The organism is Streptomyces sp. NPDC059957, assembly GCF_042730015.1.
GTDB lineage: Bacteria > Actinomycetota > Actinomycetes > Streptomycetales > Streptomycetaceae > Streptomyces.
The window spans coordinates 62,460-76,250 of the sequence record NZ_JBHWMB010000035.1; the positions used below are offsets into that span (position 1 = coordinate 62,460).

The 13,791-nt window shown below is 70.4% G+C and carries 13 protein-coding genes and 2 pseudogenes; 3 read left to right on the forward strand and 12 right to left on the reverse strand.

What is annotated here, in order from left to right; translation table 11 throughout:
* Window positions 1-265 precede the first annotated feature (265 nt).
* The 4 genes from ACFWBW_RS23455 to ACFWBW_RS23470 form a co-directional block, all read right to left on the reverse strand.
* On the reverse strand, window positions 266-1,243 hold the full coding sequence (locus tag ACFWBW_RS23455; protein WP_385375458.1) for a hypothetical protein: 978 nt from the start codon (window positions 1,241-1,243) through the stop codon (window positions 266-268).
* A 144-nt stretch (window positions 1,244-1,387) separates the two neighbouring features.
* The gene (locus ACFWBW_RS23460) at window positions 1,388-2,497 is read right to left on the reverse strand and encodes a hypothetical protein (protein ID WP_385375461.1); all 1,110 of its coding nucleotides are present in this window, start codon (window positions 2,495-2,497) and stop codon (window positions 1,388-1,390) included.
* Window positions 2,498-2,688: 191 nt separating this feature from the next.
* A complete protein-coding gene (locus ACFWBW_RS23465; RefSeq protein ID WP_385375464.1) occupies window positions 2,689-3,159 on the reverse strand; it encodes a hypothetical protein in 471 nt (156 codons plus the stop codon).
* Between the two features lie 2 nt (window positions 3,160-3,161).
* The gene (locus ACFWBW_RS23470; RefSeq protein WP_385375467.1) at window positions 3,162-3,740 is read right to left on the reverse strand and encodes a matrixin family metalloprotease; all 579 of its coding nucleotides are present in this window, start codon (window positions 3,738-3,740) and stop codon (window positions 3,162-3,164) included.
* A 693-nt stretch (window positions 3,741-4,433) separates the two neighbouring features.
* Between ACFWBW_RS23470 and ACFWBW_RS23475 the strand changes: the two genes are divergently transcribed.
* Window positions 4,434-4,760 (forward strand): restriction endonuclease, encoded by a 327-nt coding sequence (locus tag ACFWBW_RS23475; RefSeq protein WP_385375470.1) that lies wholly within the window; start codon window positions 4,434-4,436, stop codon window positions 4,758-4,760.
* A gap of 641 nt (window positions 4,761-5,401) precedes the next feature.
* Here the strand turns inward: ACFWBW_RS23475 and ACFWBW_RS23480 are convergent.
* The 8 genes and pseudogenes from ACFWBW_RS23480 to ACFWBW_RS23515 form a co-directional block, all read right to left on the reverse strand.
* A pseudogene (locus tag ACFWBW_RS23480) lies at window positions 5,402-5,626 on the reverse strand (hypothetical protein); the annotation flags it as partial.
* A 561-nt stretch (window positions 5,627-6,187) separates the two neighbouring features.
* Window positions 6,188-6,526: a hypothetical protein gene (locus ACFWBW_RS23485; RefSeq protein ID WP_385375473.1), complete on the reverse strand. Its 339-nt coding sequence runs from the start codon at window positions 6,524-6,526 to the stop codon at window positions 6,188-6,190.
* Between the two features lie 567 nt (window positions 6,527-7,093).
* Window positions 7,094-7,561 carry an SRPBCC family protein gene (locus ACFWBW_RS23490; RefSeq protein ID WP_385375476.1) on the reverse strand — a complete coding sequence of 156 codons (468 nt, stop codon included), beginning with the start codon at window positions 7,559-7,561 and terminating at the stop codon, window positions 7,094-7,096.
* Window positions 7,558-8,106 (reverse strand): RNA polymerase sigma factor, encoded by a 549-nt coding sequence (locus tag ACFWBW_RS23495; protein WP_385375479.1) that lies wholly within the window; start codon window positions 8,104-8,106, stop codon window positions 7,558-7,560. The genes ACFWBW_RS23490 and ACFWBW_RS23495 overlap by 4 nt, the downstream gene beginning before the upstream one ends.
* A gap of 29 nt (window positions 8,107-8,135) precedes the next feature.
* Window positions 8,136-8,567 carry a DUF3995 domain-containing protein gene (locus ACFWBW_RS23500; RefSeq protein ID WP_385375482.1) on the reverse strand — a complete coding sequence of 144 codons (432 nt, stop codon included), beginning with the start codon at window positions 8,565-8,567 and terminating at the stop codon, window positions 8,136-8,138.
* A 345-nt stretch (window positions 8,568-8,912) separates the two neighbouring features.
* Window positions 8,913-9,725, reverse strand: coding sequence for an ABC transporter permease (locus ACFWBW_RS23505; protein ID WP_385375485.1), 813 nt, complete (start codon window positions 9,723-9,725; stop codon window positions 8,913-8,915).
* The gene (locus ACFWBW_RS23510) at window positions 9,722-10,774 is read right to left on the reverse strand and encodes an ATP-binding cassette domain-containing protein (protein WP_385375488.1); all 1,053 of its coding nucleotides are present in this window, start codon (window positions 10,772-10,774) and stop codon (window positions 9,722-9,724) included. Before ACFWBW_RS23510 ends, ACFWBW_RS23505 begins: the two co-directional genes overlap by 4 nt.
* 230 nt (window positions 10,775-11,004) lie before the next feature.
* A pseudogene (locus tag ACFWBW_RS23515) lies at window positions 11,005-11,165 on the reverse strand (IS5/IS1182 family transposase); the annotation flags it as partial.
* Window positions 11,166-11,197: 32 nt separating this feature from the next.
* Between ACFWBW_RS23515 and ACFWBW_RS23520 the strand changes: the two are divergent.
* Together ACFWBW_RS23520 and ACFWBW_RS23525 are read left to right on the forward strand one after the other, a co-directional pair.
* Window positions 11,198-11,365, forward strand: a complete 168-nt coding sequence (locus tag ACFWBW_RS23520; RefSeq protein WP_385375491.1) for a hypothetical protein — start codon at window positions 11,198-11,200, stop codon at window positions 11,363-11,365.
* A gap of 872 nt (window positions 11,366-12,237) precedes the next feature.
* Window positions 12,238-13,668, forward strand: coding sequence for a TerD family protein (locus ACFWBW_RS23525; RefSeq protein ID WP_385375494.1), 1,431 nt, complete (start codon window positions 12,238-12,240; stop codon window positions 13,666-13,668).
* The last annotated feature ends 123 nt before the right edge of the window (window positions 13,669-13,791 follow it).

Sequence of the window (13,791 nt, forward strand, 5' to 3'; positions counted from 1 at the left end):
CGACGCGGACGGGAAGGGCGGGAAGGGGGGCGCGGCGCTGCCGTGCGGGACCGGTCGTCCGGCACCGGGAACAGCACCGGCAGCGGCAGCGGCAGCGCGGGTCAGGACCGGGAGCACGGTCCGTCAGAGCGCGGGGTCGGGGCCCGGAACGCGGGCCGTCAGCGCATGGGGGTCGCCGCGCGGTCGCGGCTCGGCCGCGGCGCGGAGCCGGGAGTGACCCGTACCGGCCTTCGGGCGTACGGCGGCGGCCGACGGCTCGGCGCGCTCAACCTCCGGTCGAGGAACGATGCTTCCGGTAGGCCACGGCGGGGTCGGAGCCGTTGATGTAGTACCAGGGAAACTCGGTGACCCGACCGTCGGTGGCGCGGAAACACTCCGCTGCCCCCTCGCGGTCCCCCGCGATCGAGAACGCCATCGCGAAGGTGTTGAGGATCTGCGCCCACCCGGCCCGGCGGACGAAGTCCGGGTGCCGGAAGGAATGGTCGGCGGCCTCCCGCAGGGACGCCGCGACCCCGGGCCCGCGCATGTACGCGTCGTCCGGGCCGGAGTCGAGGGAGAGCCACTGCTCGATGTGCGCGATGGCGACGAGCTGGCCCAGCTGTGTTCCGGCGGGTGCGCCGAACGCGGTGTCCCGGGCGAAGGCGTGCATCTCCTCGTGCGAGCCGCCCCACTTCTCGCAGACCTGCTGCAACTGCTGCTGGTGCGCTCCCAGGTGCTGCGGGTCACGGCGTACGGTCGCCTCGAAACGGCGGCGTGCGACGGTCGCCCCGACCTGGAGGCCGCGACCGGTGACCTGGAGGCCGTACCAGGGCGAGGTCCACAGCGGTTCGCGCTCGGCCACCTCGTACAGCCACTGCTCGGCGGTGCGCAGCCGCTCGTGGAACACCTCGAACTGCTTGCTCGAGACCTGCGAGGCCCGGGCTCCGGTCCGGGCTTCCCATCCCCAGCTGATGTGACGGATCCCCGCCACGAGCCGGGCCAGCGATGCGTTCTGGTCCGCTTCGAGGACCGGGACGATCCACCGCTCCACCCCGGCGGTATCGCCGACGGCCCACAGCAGTTCGGTCCGGTCGTCGCTCTCGGAACGTGCTTCGAGCACCTCGCTCACGGCGGTCCAGTCCGCGGCCGCGGCGGCCTCGCGCACTCGCCGCACGTCTGGATCGCCGGAGTCCTCCTGGACCCGCGCGACGGGCTTTCCGGCCCATTTCCCCAGCGTAAGCCCCCATTGACGGAGCAACGCCATGTCCCCACCCCTTGCCGTGTCCAAACGGGGAGAGCCTGGATCACCCTCCATGAGAGAAGTGACTATCACGCTCGCCCGACAATCGCACATTTGTTTACGCGAACACCCGGCCGCCGGCCGGACGCCGATCCTTCACACCGCCCGTCAGCGCGCCATGCCGAAATCCTTCGCCGCCGAGGCCGGACGACTTCGGGACAGCCTCACGGCCCGGCCCCGGGCCGCGTCGAAGGCCACGGCCGGGTTTCCCGCCTTGCGCCAGGGTTCGGCTCCGCACCATGGTCCGATCTCGCGGAACTGCCGGAGGGCGGGCGCGTACATCATCGACTGGAGCATGTAGTGCGCCAGCAGGTGGCGCAGTAGCGGCAGTCGCTCGTCGTCGGGCGCTACCTGGTCGAACGACGCGGCGGTCCGCTTCAGCAGGCTCCTCGTCATGGGTGTGACGGGCAGCGCGACGGCTGCGGACCGGTCGGCGCGTTCGCTCAGTGCGTGCAGGTAGATCCCGGCGAGCGGGCTGCCGGCCGGGGCCTTGCGAACCGCCTGCCGGGCGAACCGCATCATCCGCCGGTTGCTGCCGTACCACTTGGCGCACCAGTACTGGAGGGCCTGCCAGTGCCCCTCGTAGTGGTGGGGCGCGCGGGCGACGAGCTCCTTCCAGAGCGGCTTGAACTGTGAGTGGCCGTACTGGGCCCCCCGCGCCGCCGTGATCATCACGACCCAGGGGCCGGGGTTCGCGGGGTCGAGCAGCGCCGCCTTGCGGGCCTCCTCGATCGCCGCCGGAAGCATGGCGCGGAAGCGCTTCATGTCCTCGGCCGGGACCGCGTGGGCGAAGGCACCGCCCCGGATCTCCCAGGCGCGATTGATCGTGAGCCTCGCGTGGAGGGTTGCCGCGTCACAGTCCCCCGGCTCGGCGTCCAGCCAGGTGTCGAGCCAGGCGCCGTCCTTCTGCGCGACGTGCAGCAGGAGTTCCAGCCGGTCCCAGCGCTCGTCCCAGTCGTCTCCCGCGGCACGGATGTACCGCTCGGCCGCCTTCCAGTCCCCTTCCCACGCGGCGTCGGCGACGGTCTGCCTCTCCTGCGTTCGGTGCGCCGGCGTGGGCGGACCGGGCCGACGGTTGTCGAGCGCTTCACGAGGCGGAAGGCCGTAGGCGGACGCCACAAAGTGCTTTTCGGCCCAGCGGTCGGCGGCGCCGGGGGCGATGGAGAGGAGGAGCCCGATGAGAAACACGCCGAGCGCGACGGCGAGGAAGATGGTCACGGCGGGGAATAATTCCCGAAGCGATCACTCTCCGCAATACCTCAGGCCATCGATAAGGCGAGGTCAGGGGGGCAGAGCGGGCGTAGCGGCACAACACCCGACACGGGTCCCGGCGCAACGACGTCGGGCTCCGATGGGCCGCCGGTCGGCCGTGGACGCGGCCCCGAACTCACCCGGCATTCCTCACCCGTCTACCGGGTCCGTGGGAGCGCTGCGGCATCGCGCCACCGCCCGGCCGCCGAGGCGTCGGCGGGTACGGCAGGCCCCAGGTACAGCTGGGCGTGGCCGTTCTCGGGCTTCGCCCAGGAGTTGGTGGCGAACACGTACGTCTCGCCGACGCTGTAGGCGCGGCGGCTGTCGTAGACGTCGACGGCTTCGGTCACCGTGACTTCGCCGTTGAGGGAACCCCGGATCAGCTCCTTCACTCTTACCCGGTAGGTGCGGGAGTCGACGTCGGAGACGGTCTCGATGCCGGCATCCTCGACCACTTCGCCGAGGAAGATGTTCTCCGCCTCCGGGGCTACTTCTGATGGGTCGGTGACGTCGATCGAGTACAGGGACTCCTGGCCGACCGGTTGCATCTCCTGATGGGCGTACCAGCCTCCGGCGGCCATGACGACGGCGGCCGCCGCGCTCACGGCCACGATGGTGATCTTGTTCATGGTCAGCCCCAGAGCTTGTGGTAGGCGGTGCCGTCGTAGGGCATGGGCCCGTTGATGTTGTCGGCATCCAGGTCCTTGTGGCGTGGCCACATCAGCGAGTACTCGCGGGGCGTTGTGTGACACAGGCCCAGGGCGTGCCCGAGTTCGTGCGCTGCGATGTGGGCGCGATGGTACTCGGTGCCGCTGACTTTGCCGTCGCCGAGGCGGGCGAGGTTGAAGTAGACGTTGTCGGCGCCGGTGTGCGGAGCCCACTGGGCGTCGCGCGTGGCCCAGTCCCCGTCGGTGCGGTTGACGTCGCGCCACTGGAGGTCGGCGATGTTGGAGGCGGCGTCCCGCTTGAGCTTGACCTGTGTGAGGCCGTTGGTGCTCCACTGCCTGTTCGCGTAGGCGAGCGCGGTGTTCAGGACTGTCTCGTCCTCCCAGGCGATCACGCCCGCGTCCACGGAGGAGTTCCCCCGGGAGTCACATGCTTCCGCCACCGCCGGGGCACGGCCATCGCCGGGTGCGGCCATCGCCGGGTGCGGTATGGCCAGCAGGAAGACGGCGCGCGTGGAGGCGGCGAGGGGTAGGGGTCGGGTCATGGGCGGGGAGCGTAGCGGCCCGGATGATCAAGGCGTGGACGGATTCCCGTGTGAGTGAACGAGTTCTCGGCGGGGCGCTCGGGCGACGGCCGTGTGTCCGGACGTGATCGCCCCGACGCCTGGAACTGCGTAGTGTGCGGCCCCCGTTCACGGAGCCCGCACCCGGCACGCTCGGAGTGCCGAGTGCGGGTGTGCATCCCCGCATCCGGCTCAACGACCCGATGTCGGGCAGGTGCGCGGGCGGCGGTTGGGGACGTATGTGCAGAACCGTTCTTGCTCCGGGTCGTTGAAGGGGCCGCGCTCTCCGTACACAACCACCGGCATCTCCTTGGCCGGGCCGGTCGTACCGGCGGAGGGTTCCCGGCATCGGGCCGCAGTGGTGACAGGGCCGTCCTCGAATGCTGCTCGAATGCCACTCGAATGCCGCGAGCGTCCGGTAGGCCGCCACCTTCCTCTGAGTACCGGGTCCCAAACGACGCGGCCGTGCCTCTAGCGCCGGTAGCGCATGCACCGAACGCAGCGCATGCAGCATTCGCCGGCGGCGCATCCGCGGAGCCGGGATGAACCGAAGAATGCGCGGGATGCCCTGGGCGATGGCGAGGGGAGATGGGGGTCGGGATGACCGGTGCGGGGTTCGTGCACGATCCGGACGGTAGGTGGGGGCATGCGTTGCCGGTGGACCGGGAGGTCCACTTGACGCTGACAACCGTGGACCTCGCTTGGACCACGACGACCGCCCCGCCCATCGGGGACATCGACTTGGCCGCACTGGAACTGACCGGTCACGCCCGAGTGATCCGTGAGGAGTTGACCCTCCGGGCCGCAGCCCTCCCGGCCGAGTCCGAGCGGGTGCAGCTGCTGGGGTACTCGCTGGCCGAAGCGGACCGCCGACTGTCGCTGGCCTCTTCGGGGCTCGGTGTTCTGGCGTACGCGCAGGGCAGGGCCCGGCTGGTCCGGGGCCTGCACCGGCTGCTCCACCGTCTGGAACAGCCCTCAGGAGAACTGTCCGCATACCCATGACGCGTCTGCCCCGTGCGGTCGCTGCGATGGCTGTGGCTGTGGCTGTGGCTGTGGCTGTGGCATCAGGCCTGGCCTCCGCAGAGGCTTCACCGGGTCGAAGGGCATGCCGTGCGTGCCAGGCCTGTGGCGCGGTGCGGTTGGCGTCGCCAGCAGCGGGTTCCGGTCGACGGCCGCTGATCGCCGGCCGCGGGGAGCCCGCCGCTGCACGGTGGGGGGGCGGGACAAGAGTGCGCGGCTGTGCCGCCGTACACGTGCGGTGCCCGGCGGCACGATCGTGCTCGGGGAGGGGCCGCAGTGCACCAGGTGGCCGGTGGCCGCCGCCCCAACACCAAGCCGGTGCAAGGCCTCGGGCCGGTCCGCGCCGGCCATCAGGTCCTGCATGCGGCTGCCCGCGCCTCCAATGCGTCCCTGCCGCACGGGCACCCTGCTCCTGAAACCGCGGGATGGACCTCGCAACTGTTCTTCCTGACAGGGCCCTGCGACGCCTTCCCCGTTCTGCGCGCGTCACAGGACCTCGGTGTACTCCTCCATGAAGCCGAAGCGCTCCAGGGCCTTGCGGCTCCGGAAGGGCGCCGTGGCGCTTCCGGTACCGCTGTACAGCCAGCTCTGGCCCACCTTGTCGCGTGCGTAAGGTCGGGGGTCCCGTCGCGGTTGGCGTCGCCCCAGGCCACCAGGTCCTTGTACCTGTCCCAGCCTGACCCGATGCGGGTCCGTGTGCCGAACGTTCCGTCGCCGCATCCGCGGTACAGCCAGAGCACGCCGTCCCCGTCACGCGCCAGGAGATCGGCGTGCTGGCTGCCGCCGGCGTTCCCCGCGGCAACGAGCGTTTTGCTTGCCCCAGAAGCTACCGAGGTCCGGCTGCGGATACGGCCAACTCGCCTTCACGTCACCGGCGTAGAAAGTGTCCTCGCGGACGAGGTGCCCGTCCTGGGTACGGCCGAGGAGGTCGGGCGCGCCATCGTCGGTCAGGTCGTGCGGGGCAGCAGCCCGGCGCACGGTGAGCCGTCCCTTCACAACGAGGTCGGGGCCGATCCCATCGCGCGGCTTTGGCGGTGAGCTGCCATTCGTACTCCCCGTTGGGAGCCGCCGCCAACGGCACGCCTCCGTTGTACAGCAGTCCGGACCAGCGCAGTACGAAGAAGCCGCTTCCGGTTTCCTGACCGGACGCGGGGATTCACCCTGCTCACGTCCGTGCGCACTTGATCGCAGGAGCGGACCGTACCGCCCGGTCCCCCAGTGCTTGCGTGGTAGTCCCGCCCGCGGCCGGCGCACGCCTGCCGTGCCCCTCGTAGCGCCCACCGGCCTGCCAAGTGACACCAGCCGGCACCGGAAGAACACCGTGTTCCAACGAAAGGGCCCAGCTCAACGCCACGCGACGGGGTGAACGTCCCCGTCGCCAAGCGGTGAAAGATCCATGGCGCCTATCACTAGTCCACGTTGTCGTCCTTCGCTGATTCCTCACTCAGTGATTTCAGCTTCCTTTTGGCCTCTTCAGCCCGTTCTTCGCGAACGTTCTTGGCACTCCGATACCGCTTCGCTCCTTCCAGAAAAAGACCGCCCACGGCTACCGTGCCGAGTGCAGTCAGCGCGACCGTCTTCGGCAGAGCTCTTTTCGCGGCGGCTTCTTCGATCTGCTTGATCAGTGCTTCGACACCGCCTGCTGCTTTCGCCGCGGTCGTGAAGACCTCATAGGGCCCTAGGTTCCCCATGGATCGCATGCCCTCCTCGAAACGTCTTCTGCCGGAGCAGCGTTGGATCGTGAACATCGGCAGTACTGCCCCGGGAGAACCGGGCACCACGCCTGACCCGCGCACGCCGATTCGGCGCGGGCTGCGCACGACACTAGCGGCCAGGAGCAGCCGCCTACGCCCCTTTGCCTCAGCCGGTAGCACGAGGGGCACCTGACGGTTGCGGGCAAGCACGTCGAGACGATCGCCGCGGGTGGGACGGCGACGGCGACGGTGTCGGCCAGGCGTCACGGGACGTCCCGCTCGAGCTCAGGAGCTGGGTCGGCAACCAGCGGCGCCTGGCCGCGATGTTGGCGTCGGAATTCGGAATGCAGAGGGGGGTTGGGGCCGGCCCCGTTGGAGCGGATGGGTGAGGCGGTGCCCGTCTTCGAGCGGGCAGCGGAATGCTTCGGTGTCGCCGGTCTGCCCCAGGAAGGGGCGGAATCCCGGGAGCGGCAGCGGTCTTGCGGCAGGTGGTCGCCGCCGTGGCGGCGACCACCGAGGGGGTGGCTGCGCTCCTGCGGCTGCCTCCGCAGGAGCAGGCGGGCCCGGCTGCCGCCACGGTGCAGCCGCCCGTGGCCGCGGGACGCCGCCGGCGCGAACGCCTCAGGCCCCGCCCGCGCCGCTGACCCGGCCCGTCAACCGGGTCATCGCCTCGCGGAGTTCCCGCTCCGCGCCCACCGGGACGATCGCCGCGCGGCCCGGGATGCGTACGCCGCCCGTCAGGGCTGCGCGGGTGCCGCCGTCGGGGGTCGGCGCGGCAGCCATGCCGATGATCAGGAAGCGGCTCTGGAGCCAGCACCAGCCCGGGCGCAGGACGCCGTGGAAGTGGGCCCTCAGGCCGTACTTGCTCCGGGCCAGGGCCTCCACGCGGTCGCCCGAGACCCGGAGCACGCGCACGCTGCGCATGTCCGGCTGGAAGCGGCCGAACTCGCCCTCCAGGTCCGACATCACCGCCCAGACCGCCTCCAGGGGGGCGGGGAGGGTCGCTTCGACGACCCGGGCTCCCGGGACGCCGGCCGCCATGATGCGGAGGCGGGCTACCGGGTCCATCGCGTTCGGGTGGGTCGTCATGCGGACCACGCCTTCCGGAAGCTCGTACGGGCCCGGTGGAGCCGGGACTTGGCGGTGCCCGGCGGGACGCCGAGCAGGGCGGCGGCGGCCTCCTCGTCGAGGCCTTCGACGTCACGGAGTACGAGAACGGCCCGGTGGGCGGGTGAGAGGCGGGCCAGGACGTCCTCGATGTCGGTGGCAAGCTGCGGATCGTCCCGGCCGGGTACGTCGGCCAGTTCGGCCGGGCGGTCACGGCCCGCGCGCCGGGCGGTGCGGACGGCCTCGCGGACGGCGATGGACCGGGCCCAGCCGTACAGGGCCTCCGGGTCACGGAGTGAGCGCAGGGACCGGAAGACCGCGAGCAGGGCCTCCTGCGTGGCGTCCGGGCCGTCCGCGAGGGCGATCGGTTCGCAGATCCGGGCGAGGTACGGGGTCAGGTGGTCGAGCAGATCGTGCAGCGCGAGCGTGTCTCCGCCCCGGGCCGCGCGCGCGAGGGCGACTCCGCGGTCACGGGCGGCCGGGGTGAGGGGGCCGCCCCGCAGCCCGCCGTGGGGCCTGCCGGGCACGGGAACGGGGTCCACCGGGGCCACCGGCCTCACCGGGCCCGTGCCAGCCGGGCCGCGGCCCAGCCGAAGCCGAGGCAGGCGGGGGTGTACAGGGCGAGGTTGAGGGTGCGGAAGGGGCCGTCCGCCGGGCTGTCGAGGAGACCGGCGGCCCAGCCCAGGCCCGCGAGGCCCCGTAAGGCCAGCCCGGCCGCGACGGCGGCCGTCACCAGGCGAGCGGGCCGTCCGGCCCGGCCGTGCGCGTGCGCGAGTACGGCGGCGGCCCCGGTCAGGGTGAGCGCGGCGAGCGGCAGGACGACGGACGGGCCGAAGGACACCTCGGAGCCGAGCACGGCCAGGGACAGGGTCCGCTCGTCGGGGGCGGGCCAGGTCAGGCCGGTGGCCCAGTACAGGTGGACCAGCCCGTCGGCGGCGAGCAGCGCGGCGAGCGCCCACCCGGTGCGCTTGCGTGTCGTGTCCTTCATGGTCTGCTCCCTCGGTGGTGGATCGCTCCGGCAACGCTCCGACACACAGAGGAGGGGGGTCGCAGGGGAATCGTTCCTTATGAGCCCCGTCACACTCCTTCCCTGACCAACCCGCACCCCACCTCACGAGGGATTCGCGCTCGCAGACCTGCTTGAAGCTGCGGCGGGCCGCCGGCGATGGTCCTCACGGGCGCCTCCTGAAGTCGATGTACCGAAGGGCGCGGGGTGTGATGTGCGCGTGGGCGCCCCTCGGTCATGATCACACCGCGCACGCTCTCCCCCTTCCCGCAGAGGCAGATCCCGCCCTGCGCCCGTTCCCCCTCCCGTCCCCGTTTCCCTTCCCGTTCAGCGGCCCTGAGAGCGGTATGCGCGCATCGCGAGGGGCATGAACACCGCGGCGATGCCCGCCGCCCAGATCAGGGACCACAGGATCGGCCGGCCAGCGGGGGTTCCGAGCAGGAGCCCGCGGAAGGCGTCCGACAGGTGGGTGACGGGGTTGACCTCGACCCATGCCTGGAGCCAGCCCGGCATCGTGTCGACCTGGGCGAACGCACTGCTGGTGAATGTGATCGGGAAGATGAAGGTAAAGGCATAGACCTGCACCTTCTCGGCGTCCCCCGCCACCATCCCGATGAGCACCGCCGTCCAGGAGACGGCGGCGGCGAAGATCAGCACCAGCGCGGTGCCGCCGAGGAAGCCGCCGATGCCCCCCGTGACCTCGAAGCCCAGCAGCATGCCCAGCGCGACCATCAGGACGATCGCCCAGAGCTGCTTCGCCAGGTCGGCGGTGATGCGTCCGAAGAGCGGTGCGGAGCGGGCTATGGGCAGGCTCCGCAGCCGGTCGAAGACCCCCTTCGTGAGGTCGGAGTTCAACGACATGGCGGTGTACATGCTCATGAAGAGGGTGTTCTGGACGATGATCCCCGCGAGCGCGTACTGGAGGTACTCGCGGGGAGTACCGGCCATCTGCCCGCCGAAGACATAGGTGAACAGGAATACGAACATGATCGGCGTGATGCTGTAGTCGACGAGTTCCAGAGGGTTGTGTTTGACGGAGACCAGGCTGCGCCACGCCATCGTGGCCGTCTGCCGCACGGCCGCCAGCGGGCGCACCCGGCCGCCGCGGCCCAGCGTGTCGGTGGTGGTCATGGACGTCATGACGGGCTCCCCGCATTCATCTGCCGGAGCTCCCCCGCACCGGCACCGGCATCTGTACCGGCACCGGCATCTATATCTGCATCTGCATCCACATCTGCTTGGCGTCGGGGGCCGTCGGCCTCGGCGCGGTGTCCGGTCAGGACCATGAACACCTCGTCGAGGGACGAGCGCCGCAGAGTGAGCTCACCTACCTCGATGCCGGCCTGGTCCAGCCGGCGCACGACGCTCGGCATGAGCGCCGGGTCGTTGACGGGCGCGGTGATCCCGTCGCCCTCGATCTTGGTCTGTGGCCCCGCCACCTCCTTGATCAGCGCGTGCGCCGCGCCGATGTCTGTCCGGCGGGTGGGACGCAATTGCAGCACCTGTCCCCCGACCTGCGCCTTCAGCTCGTCGGGCGTGCCGTCCGCGATCACCGTGCCCTTGTCGACCACGACGATGTTGTCGGCGAGCCGGTCCGCCTCGTCGAGGTACTGAGTGGTCAGCAGGGTGGTCATGCCCTCCGCGACCAAGACGCGCAGCATGTCCCACACCTCGCCGCGGCTGTGTGGATCGAGTCCGGTGGTCGGCTCGTCGAGGAAGAGGATCCGCGGTCGGCCGACCAGGCTCGCAGCGAGGTCGAGGCGTCTGCGCATGCCCCCCGAGTACGCCTTGGCGGCGCGCCCTGCCGCGTCGGTCAGGTGGAAGCGATCGAGCAGCTCGGCCGCCCGGGCGCGGGCGTCCGCGCGCGGCATGTCGAGCAACCGCCCGATCATCAGCAGATTCTCGGTCCCGGTCAGGTTCTCGTCGACAGCGGCGTACTGACCCGTGAGGCCGATCAGGGAACGGACCCGACCCGCCTGCCGTACGACGTCGTACCCGCCGACCTCCGCCCGCCCGGCGTCCGGGTGCAGGAGGGTGGCGAAGATGCGGACAGCCGTCGTCTTGCCCGCGCCGTTGGGACCCAGCAGGCCGCACACGGTCCCGGTGGGAACCTGGAGATCCACCCCGGCGAGCGCGCGTGTCTCCTTGAACCGCTTGGTCAGGCCTTCTGCCTGGATCGCGTGTTTCATCCGATTCACCTCACCCTCCCCACTGTGACCCACGCCACTGACAGTCCGCCTGCCGTGGGGCCGACGCCGTGACCGGGGCCAGGCCGGGTGCATCGTTCAAGCCATGGCGGATGTCGCTTTTGAACGACCTCTGGGAGAATTCGGCACCGATTTCCACATTCTCCGTAGTGAGCGGATCGATCAGCTTTCCCTTGACGCCCACATGAGAGGTGCATTGAGGGTGGCTGCCGCTTTTCGTAGGGCCCGGCGACATGCTGGTGGGCCCGGACGATCGTAGAGTCGACAAGCACCGACCAAACGATGCCGCCCTCCGCGTCCGCCTGGCCTGCGATGCCCGGGGCACCCGGGGTACCCGCTCGAACGTGTCGTCCGTTCCCCATCTGCGGAATCGGAGAGGAACGGAACGTGGCGTAGATTCACCCGGTGACCTACGACATCACGCTCGTGCGGGTGCAGCCGGGCCTGACGCTCCAAGGAACGCTTGACCGCCTCAACGCCGGCTTTGATCCCGATTCCGACCTGCCGCTGCTCCGGCTTACCGACGCGCAACGCAACGAGTGGGACCGGATCCCGGGCCGAGTCTCGCGGTGACCCGGCCAAAGCCGCCGCCCGGCTGAGCGGAGTCTCCGATTGGGCACGACATCACGTGAACCAAGGGCTGCCCCTTATATGTCTCCGAGTCTCCTCGGAGGTGGTTGGCCGTGACACGGGCCGCTTGCCCATCCGGCGAGGACGAGGTTCTGCATGCGGGCGAAGACGTGCTCGGCTCCGGCTCGGGCTTGCTTTTGAGTCTTGTTGTGATCCGGTCTCGCTGCCGGAGGAGGCGACCGGGTTCGCCTTTCACAGCCACCGGAAACCCGGCGGAACTCGCCGAACAGACGGCTGCTTGGTTCGAGGCCATCCTTGTGCGCCCGCTGGTCCGCTGCGAGTGGCAGCACGCGGGAAAGACATACGCGGTCCGCTACGAGTTCGCCGATACGGGCCGAGGCCTCGTCGAGAGCTTCAACGACGCCCTCGCGCCCCGCCGGCTTCGGAAGCGACTCGCCGCAGAAGGCATCGTCCGAGGCCGCGGGCAGATCAATCGCGCCCACTTGGGCGAACCAGACCTGAGCGCCATCAACGGAAGAGCTCGCGCATGCCGGTCAGTGCACCGTAGTAGCCCGCCAGGGTCTGCGGGTCGGCCCAGCCCTGGGTCACCCCTCGCAGTTCAGCGCCTGGCGTCATTCGCCCCTTCGTGTCCGCGGGTCTGACTCCGTGGGCCGCCGCAGTATGCGATCACCGGGCCACAGCCACACGGTACGCGCCCGCATCCACCACTGAAGTAGCGGTTTCCCTCTGCCTCAGAGCAACGTGTGGCCGTGAATGGCGCTTTCGCCACACGCCCAGGGGGGCCTGACACAGACGATCACCTCACGGGGAACAAATGCTCGACTTACGGGCAACTGGCCTGCGACGATGCCCTCATGACGCAGATCATCAAGGGGGGCAATCTGCCCATGTCCGGCGAGCCCATGCGGGTCGCCGTAGTCCGTCGCGCGGCCGGGCTCGGTGTGCCCGAGATCGACACGGCGGCGCTACTGCTGGACGGCAGCGGAAAGGTGAGGGGTCGGAGCGACCTGATTTTCTACAACCAGCGCGCGCACGCCGCCAGCGCCGTACAGCTTCTGGGCAACGCCCAAGGCGAGGACGGGCGGACGGCAGACTGGCTGGAGATCGACCCGGGTGGGGTCGAGTCGGAGGTGGAACGGATCGTCATCGCGGCCTCAGCCGAGGGGGGAACCTTCGGGGACGTACCGGGGCTGTACGTGGAGGCGGTCAGCGCGGTGACGGGTGAGCGGATGGCGGTGTACTCGGTCGACGACGACGACGCGACGACCGAAACCGCATACGTACTGGGTGAGCTCTATCGCCGGGACGGGGGCTGGAAGTTCCGCGCGGTCGGGCAGGGGTACGATTCCGGACTTCCGGGGTTGGCCACCGACTACGGATTCACGGTGGAGGAGGAAGAGGCCGAGGCCGAGGGCCGGTCGGCCGCAGCGCCGCCGCCCGCACCCGCACTGCCCGAGGCTCCCCCTCCCGCCCCGCCGCTTCCGGCGACGGTGTTCCCGGCGGCGGCAGATTCTGATCCACCGGCGCCGGTCTCGCCCGAGGCTACGGCTGCCGTCGTGGGACCTCCGGCCGCCCCGGCCACGCCCGCCCCCGCCGACACTGCCGTTTCCACGACCAGCGCTCCCCTGCTCGGCACCATCACGAGGCGGTTCAACCAGCTCCCCACCGACTTCGGGCCGGACTTCCCCGTCTTCTCGCAGGAGGGCAGCGGGGAGGACATCGTCGTGGTGGACGTTCCCATCCCCGCCGGGTTCGCGGTGGTCGATGTGGTCCGGGCAGGAGAGAGCCTCATCGATGTCACGGCGCTGAACCACCGCAACCGCGAGAGATCGCCATCCGTCATCCACAGCTGGCTGGAAGACTTCAGCGGGCGCGGAATCGTGGACCACGACGGAAACGGGCCGTTGCGGCTGCGCGTGAAGGCACACGGCGAGTGGAAGATCACCGTGAGCTCCCTCTCGGTGCTACGGGACCTCTCCGAGCGCGTCGAGGGCGTCGGTCCGGATGTCCTGGCGTACGCAGGGCCCCCCGTCGACCTCGCCATCAAGCACCGCAACCGCAGGGACGACGCCTGGTTCCGACTCGAGTCCATCAGGCGAAGCGCTTCGCGTCGCAACCTGTACACCGGGTACAGGTGGGGATGGAGCACGGTGGCGCTGACACGAGGAGCCCGTCTGCTGGTCATCGAGTGCGACAGCCCCTGGTCCATCACTCCCCGCGAGGTCACCGCCCACCCCAACCGGAAGGAAGGCGAGGTTCCGCCCTTCTGGAAGCGCCTCCGCTGACCAGCACGACAACGGGGCCCCGTCGCGGTGGCGGGGTGCGGAGCGCGGAGCGCGTGCCCACGTACTGCGCTGCGCGATCCCGGACATCCGACAGCGCCGGCCGCCACCGTGTGGTGGCGGCCA

Coding starts and splice junctions, on each gene's coding strand:
- ACFWBW_RS23500 (WP_385375482.1), bottom strand. CDS start 8,567: ATGAAGGACACGACACGCAAGCGCACCGGGTGGGCGCTCGCCGCGCTG.
- ACFWBW_RS23490 (WP_385375476.1), bottom strand. CDS start 7,561: ATGACGACCCACCCGAACGCGATGGACCCGGTAGCCCGCCTCCGCATC.
- ACFWBW_RS23525 (WP_385375494.1), top strand. CDS start 12,238: ATGACGCAGATCATCAAGGGGGGCAATCTGCCCATGTCCGGCGAGCCC.
- ACFWBW_RS23505 (WP_385375485.1), bottom strand. CDS start 9,725: ATGACGTCCATGACCACCACCGACACGCTGGGCCGCGGCGGCCGGGTG.
- ACFWBW_RS23465 (WP_385375464.1), bottom strand. CDS start 3,159: ATGAACAAGATCACCATCGTGGCCGTGAGCGCGGCGGCCGCCGTCGTC.
- ACFWBW_RS23455 (WP_385375458.1), bottom strand. CDS start 1,243: ATGGCGTTGCTCCGTCAATGGGGGCTTACGCTGGGGAAATGGGCCGGA.
- ACFWBW_RS23470 (WP_385375467.1), bottom strand. CDS start 3,740: ATGACCCGACCCCTACCCCTCGCCGCCTCCACGCGCGCCGTCTTCCTG.
- ACFWBW_RS23510 (WP_385375488.1), bottom strand. CDS start 10,774: ATGAAACACGCGATCCAGGCAGAAGGCCTGACCAAGCGGTTCAAGGAG.
- ACFWBW_RS23485 (WP_385375473.1), bottom strand. CDS start 6,526: ATGTTCACGATCCAACGCTGCTCCGGCAGAAGACGTTTCGAGGAGGGC.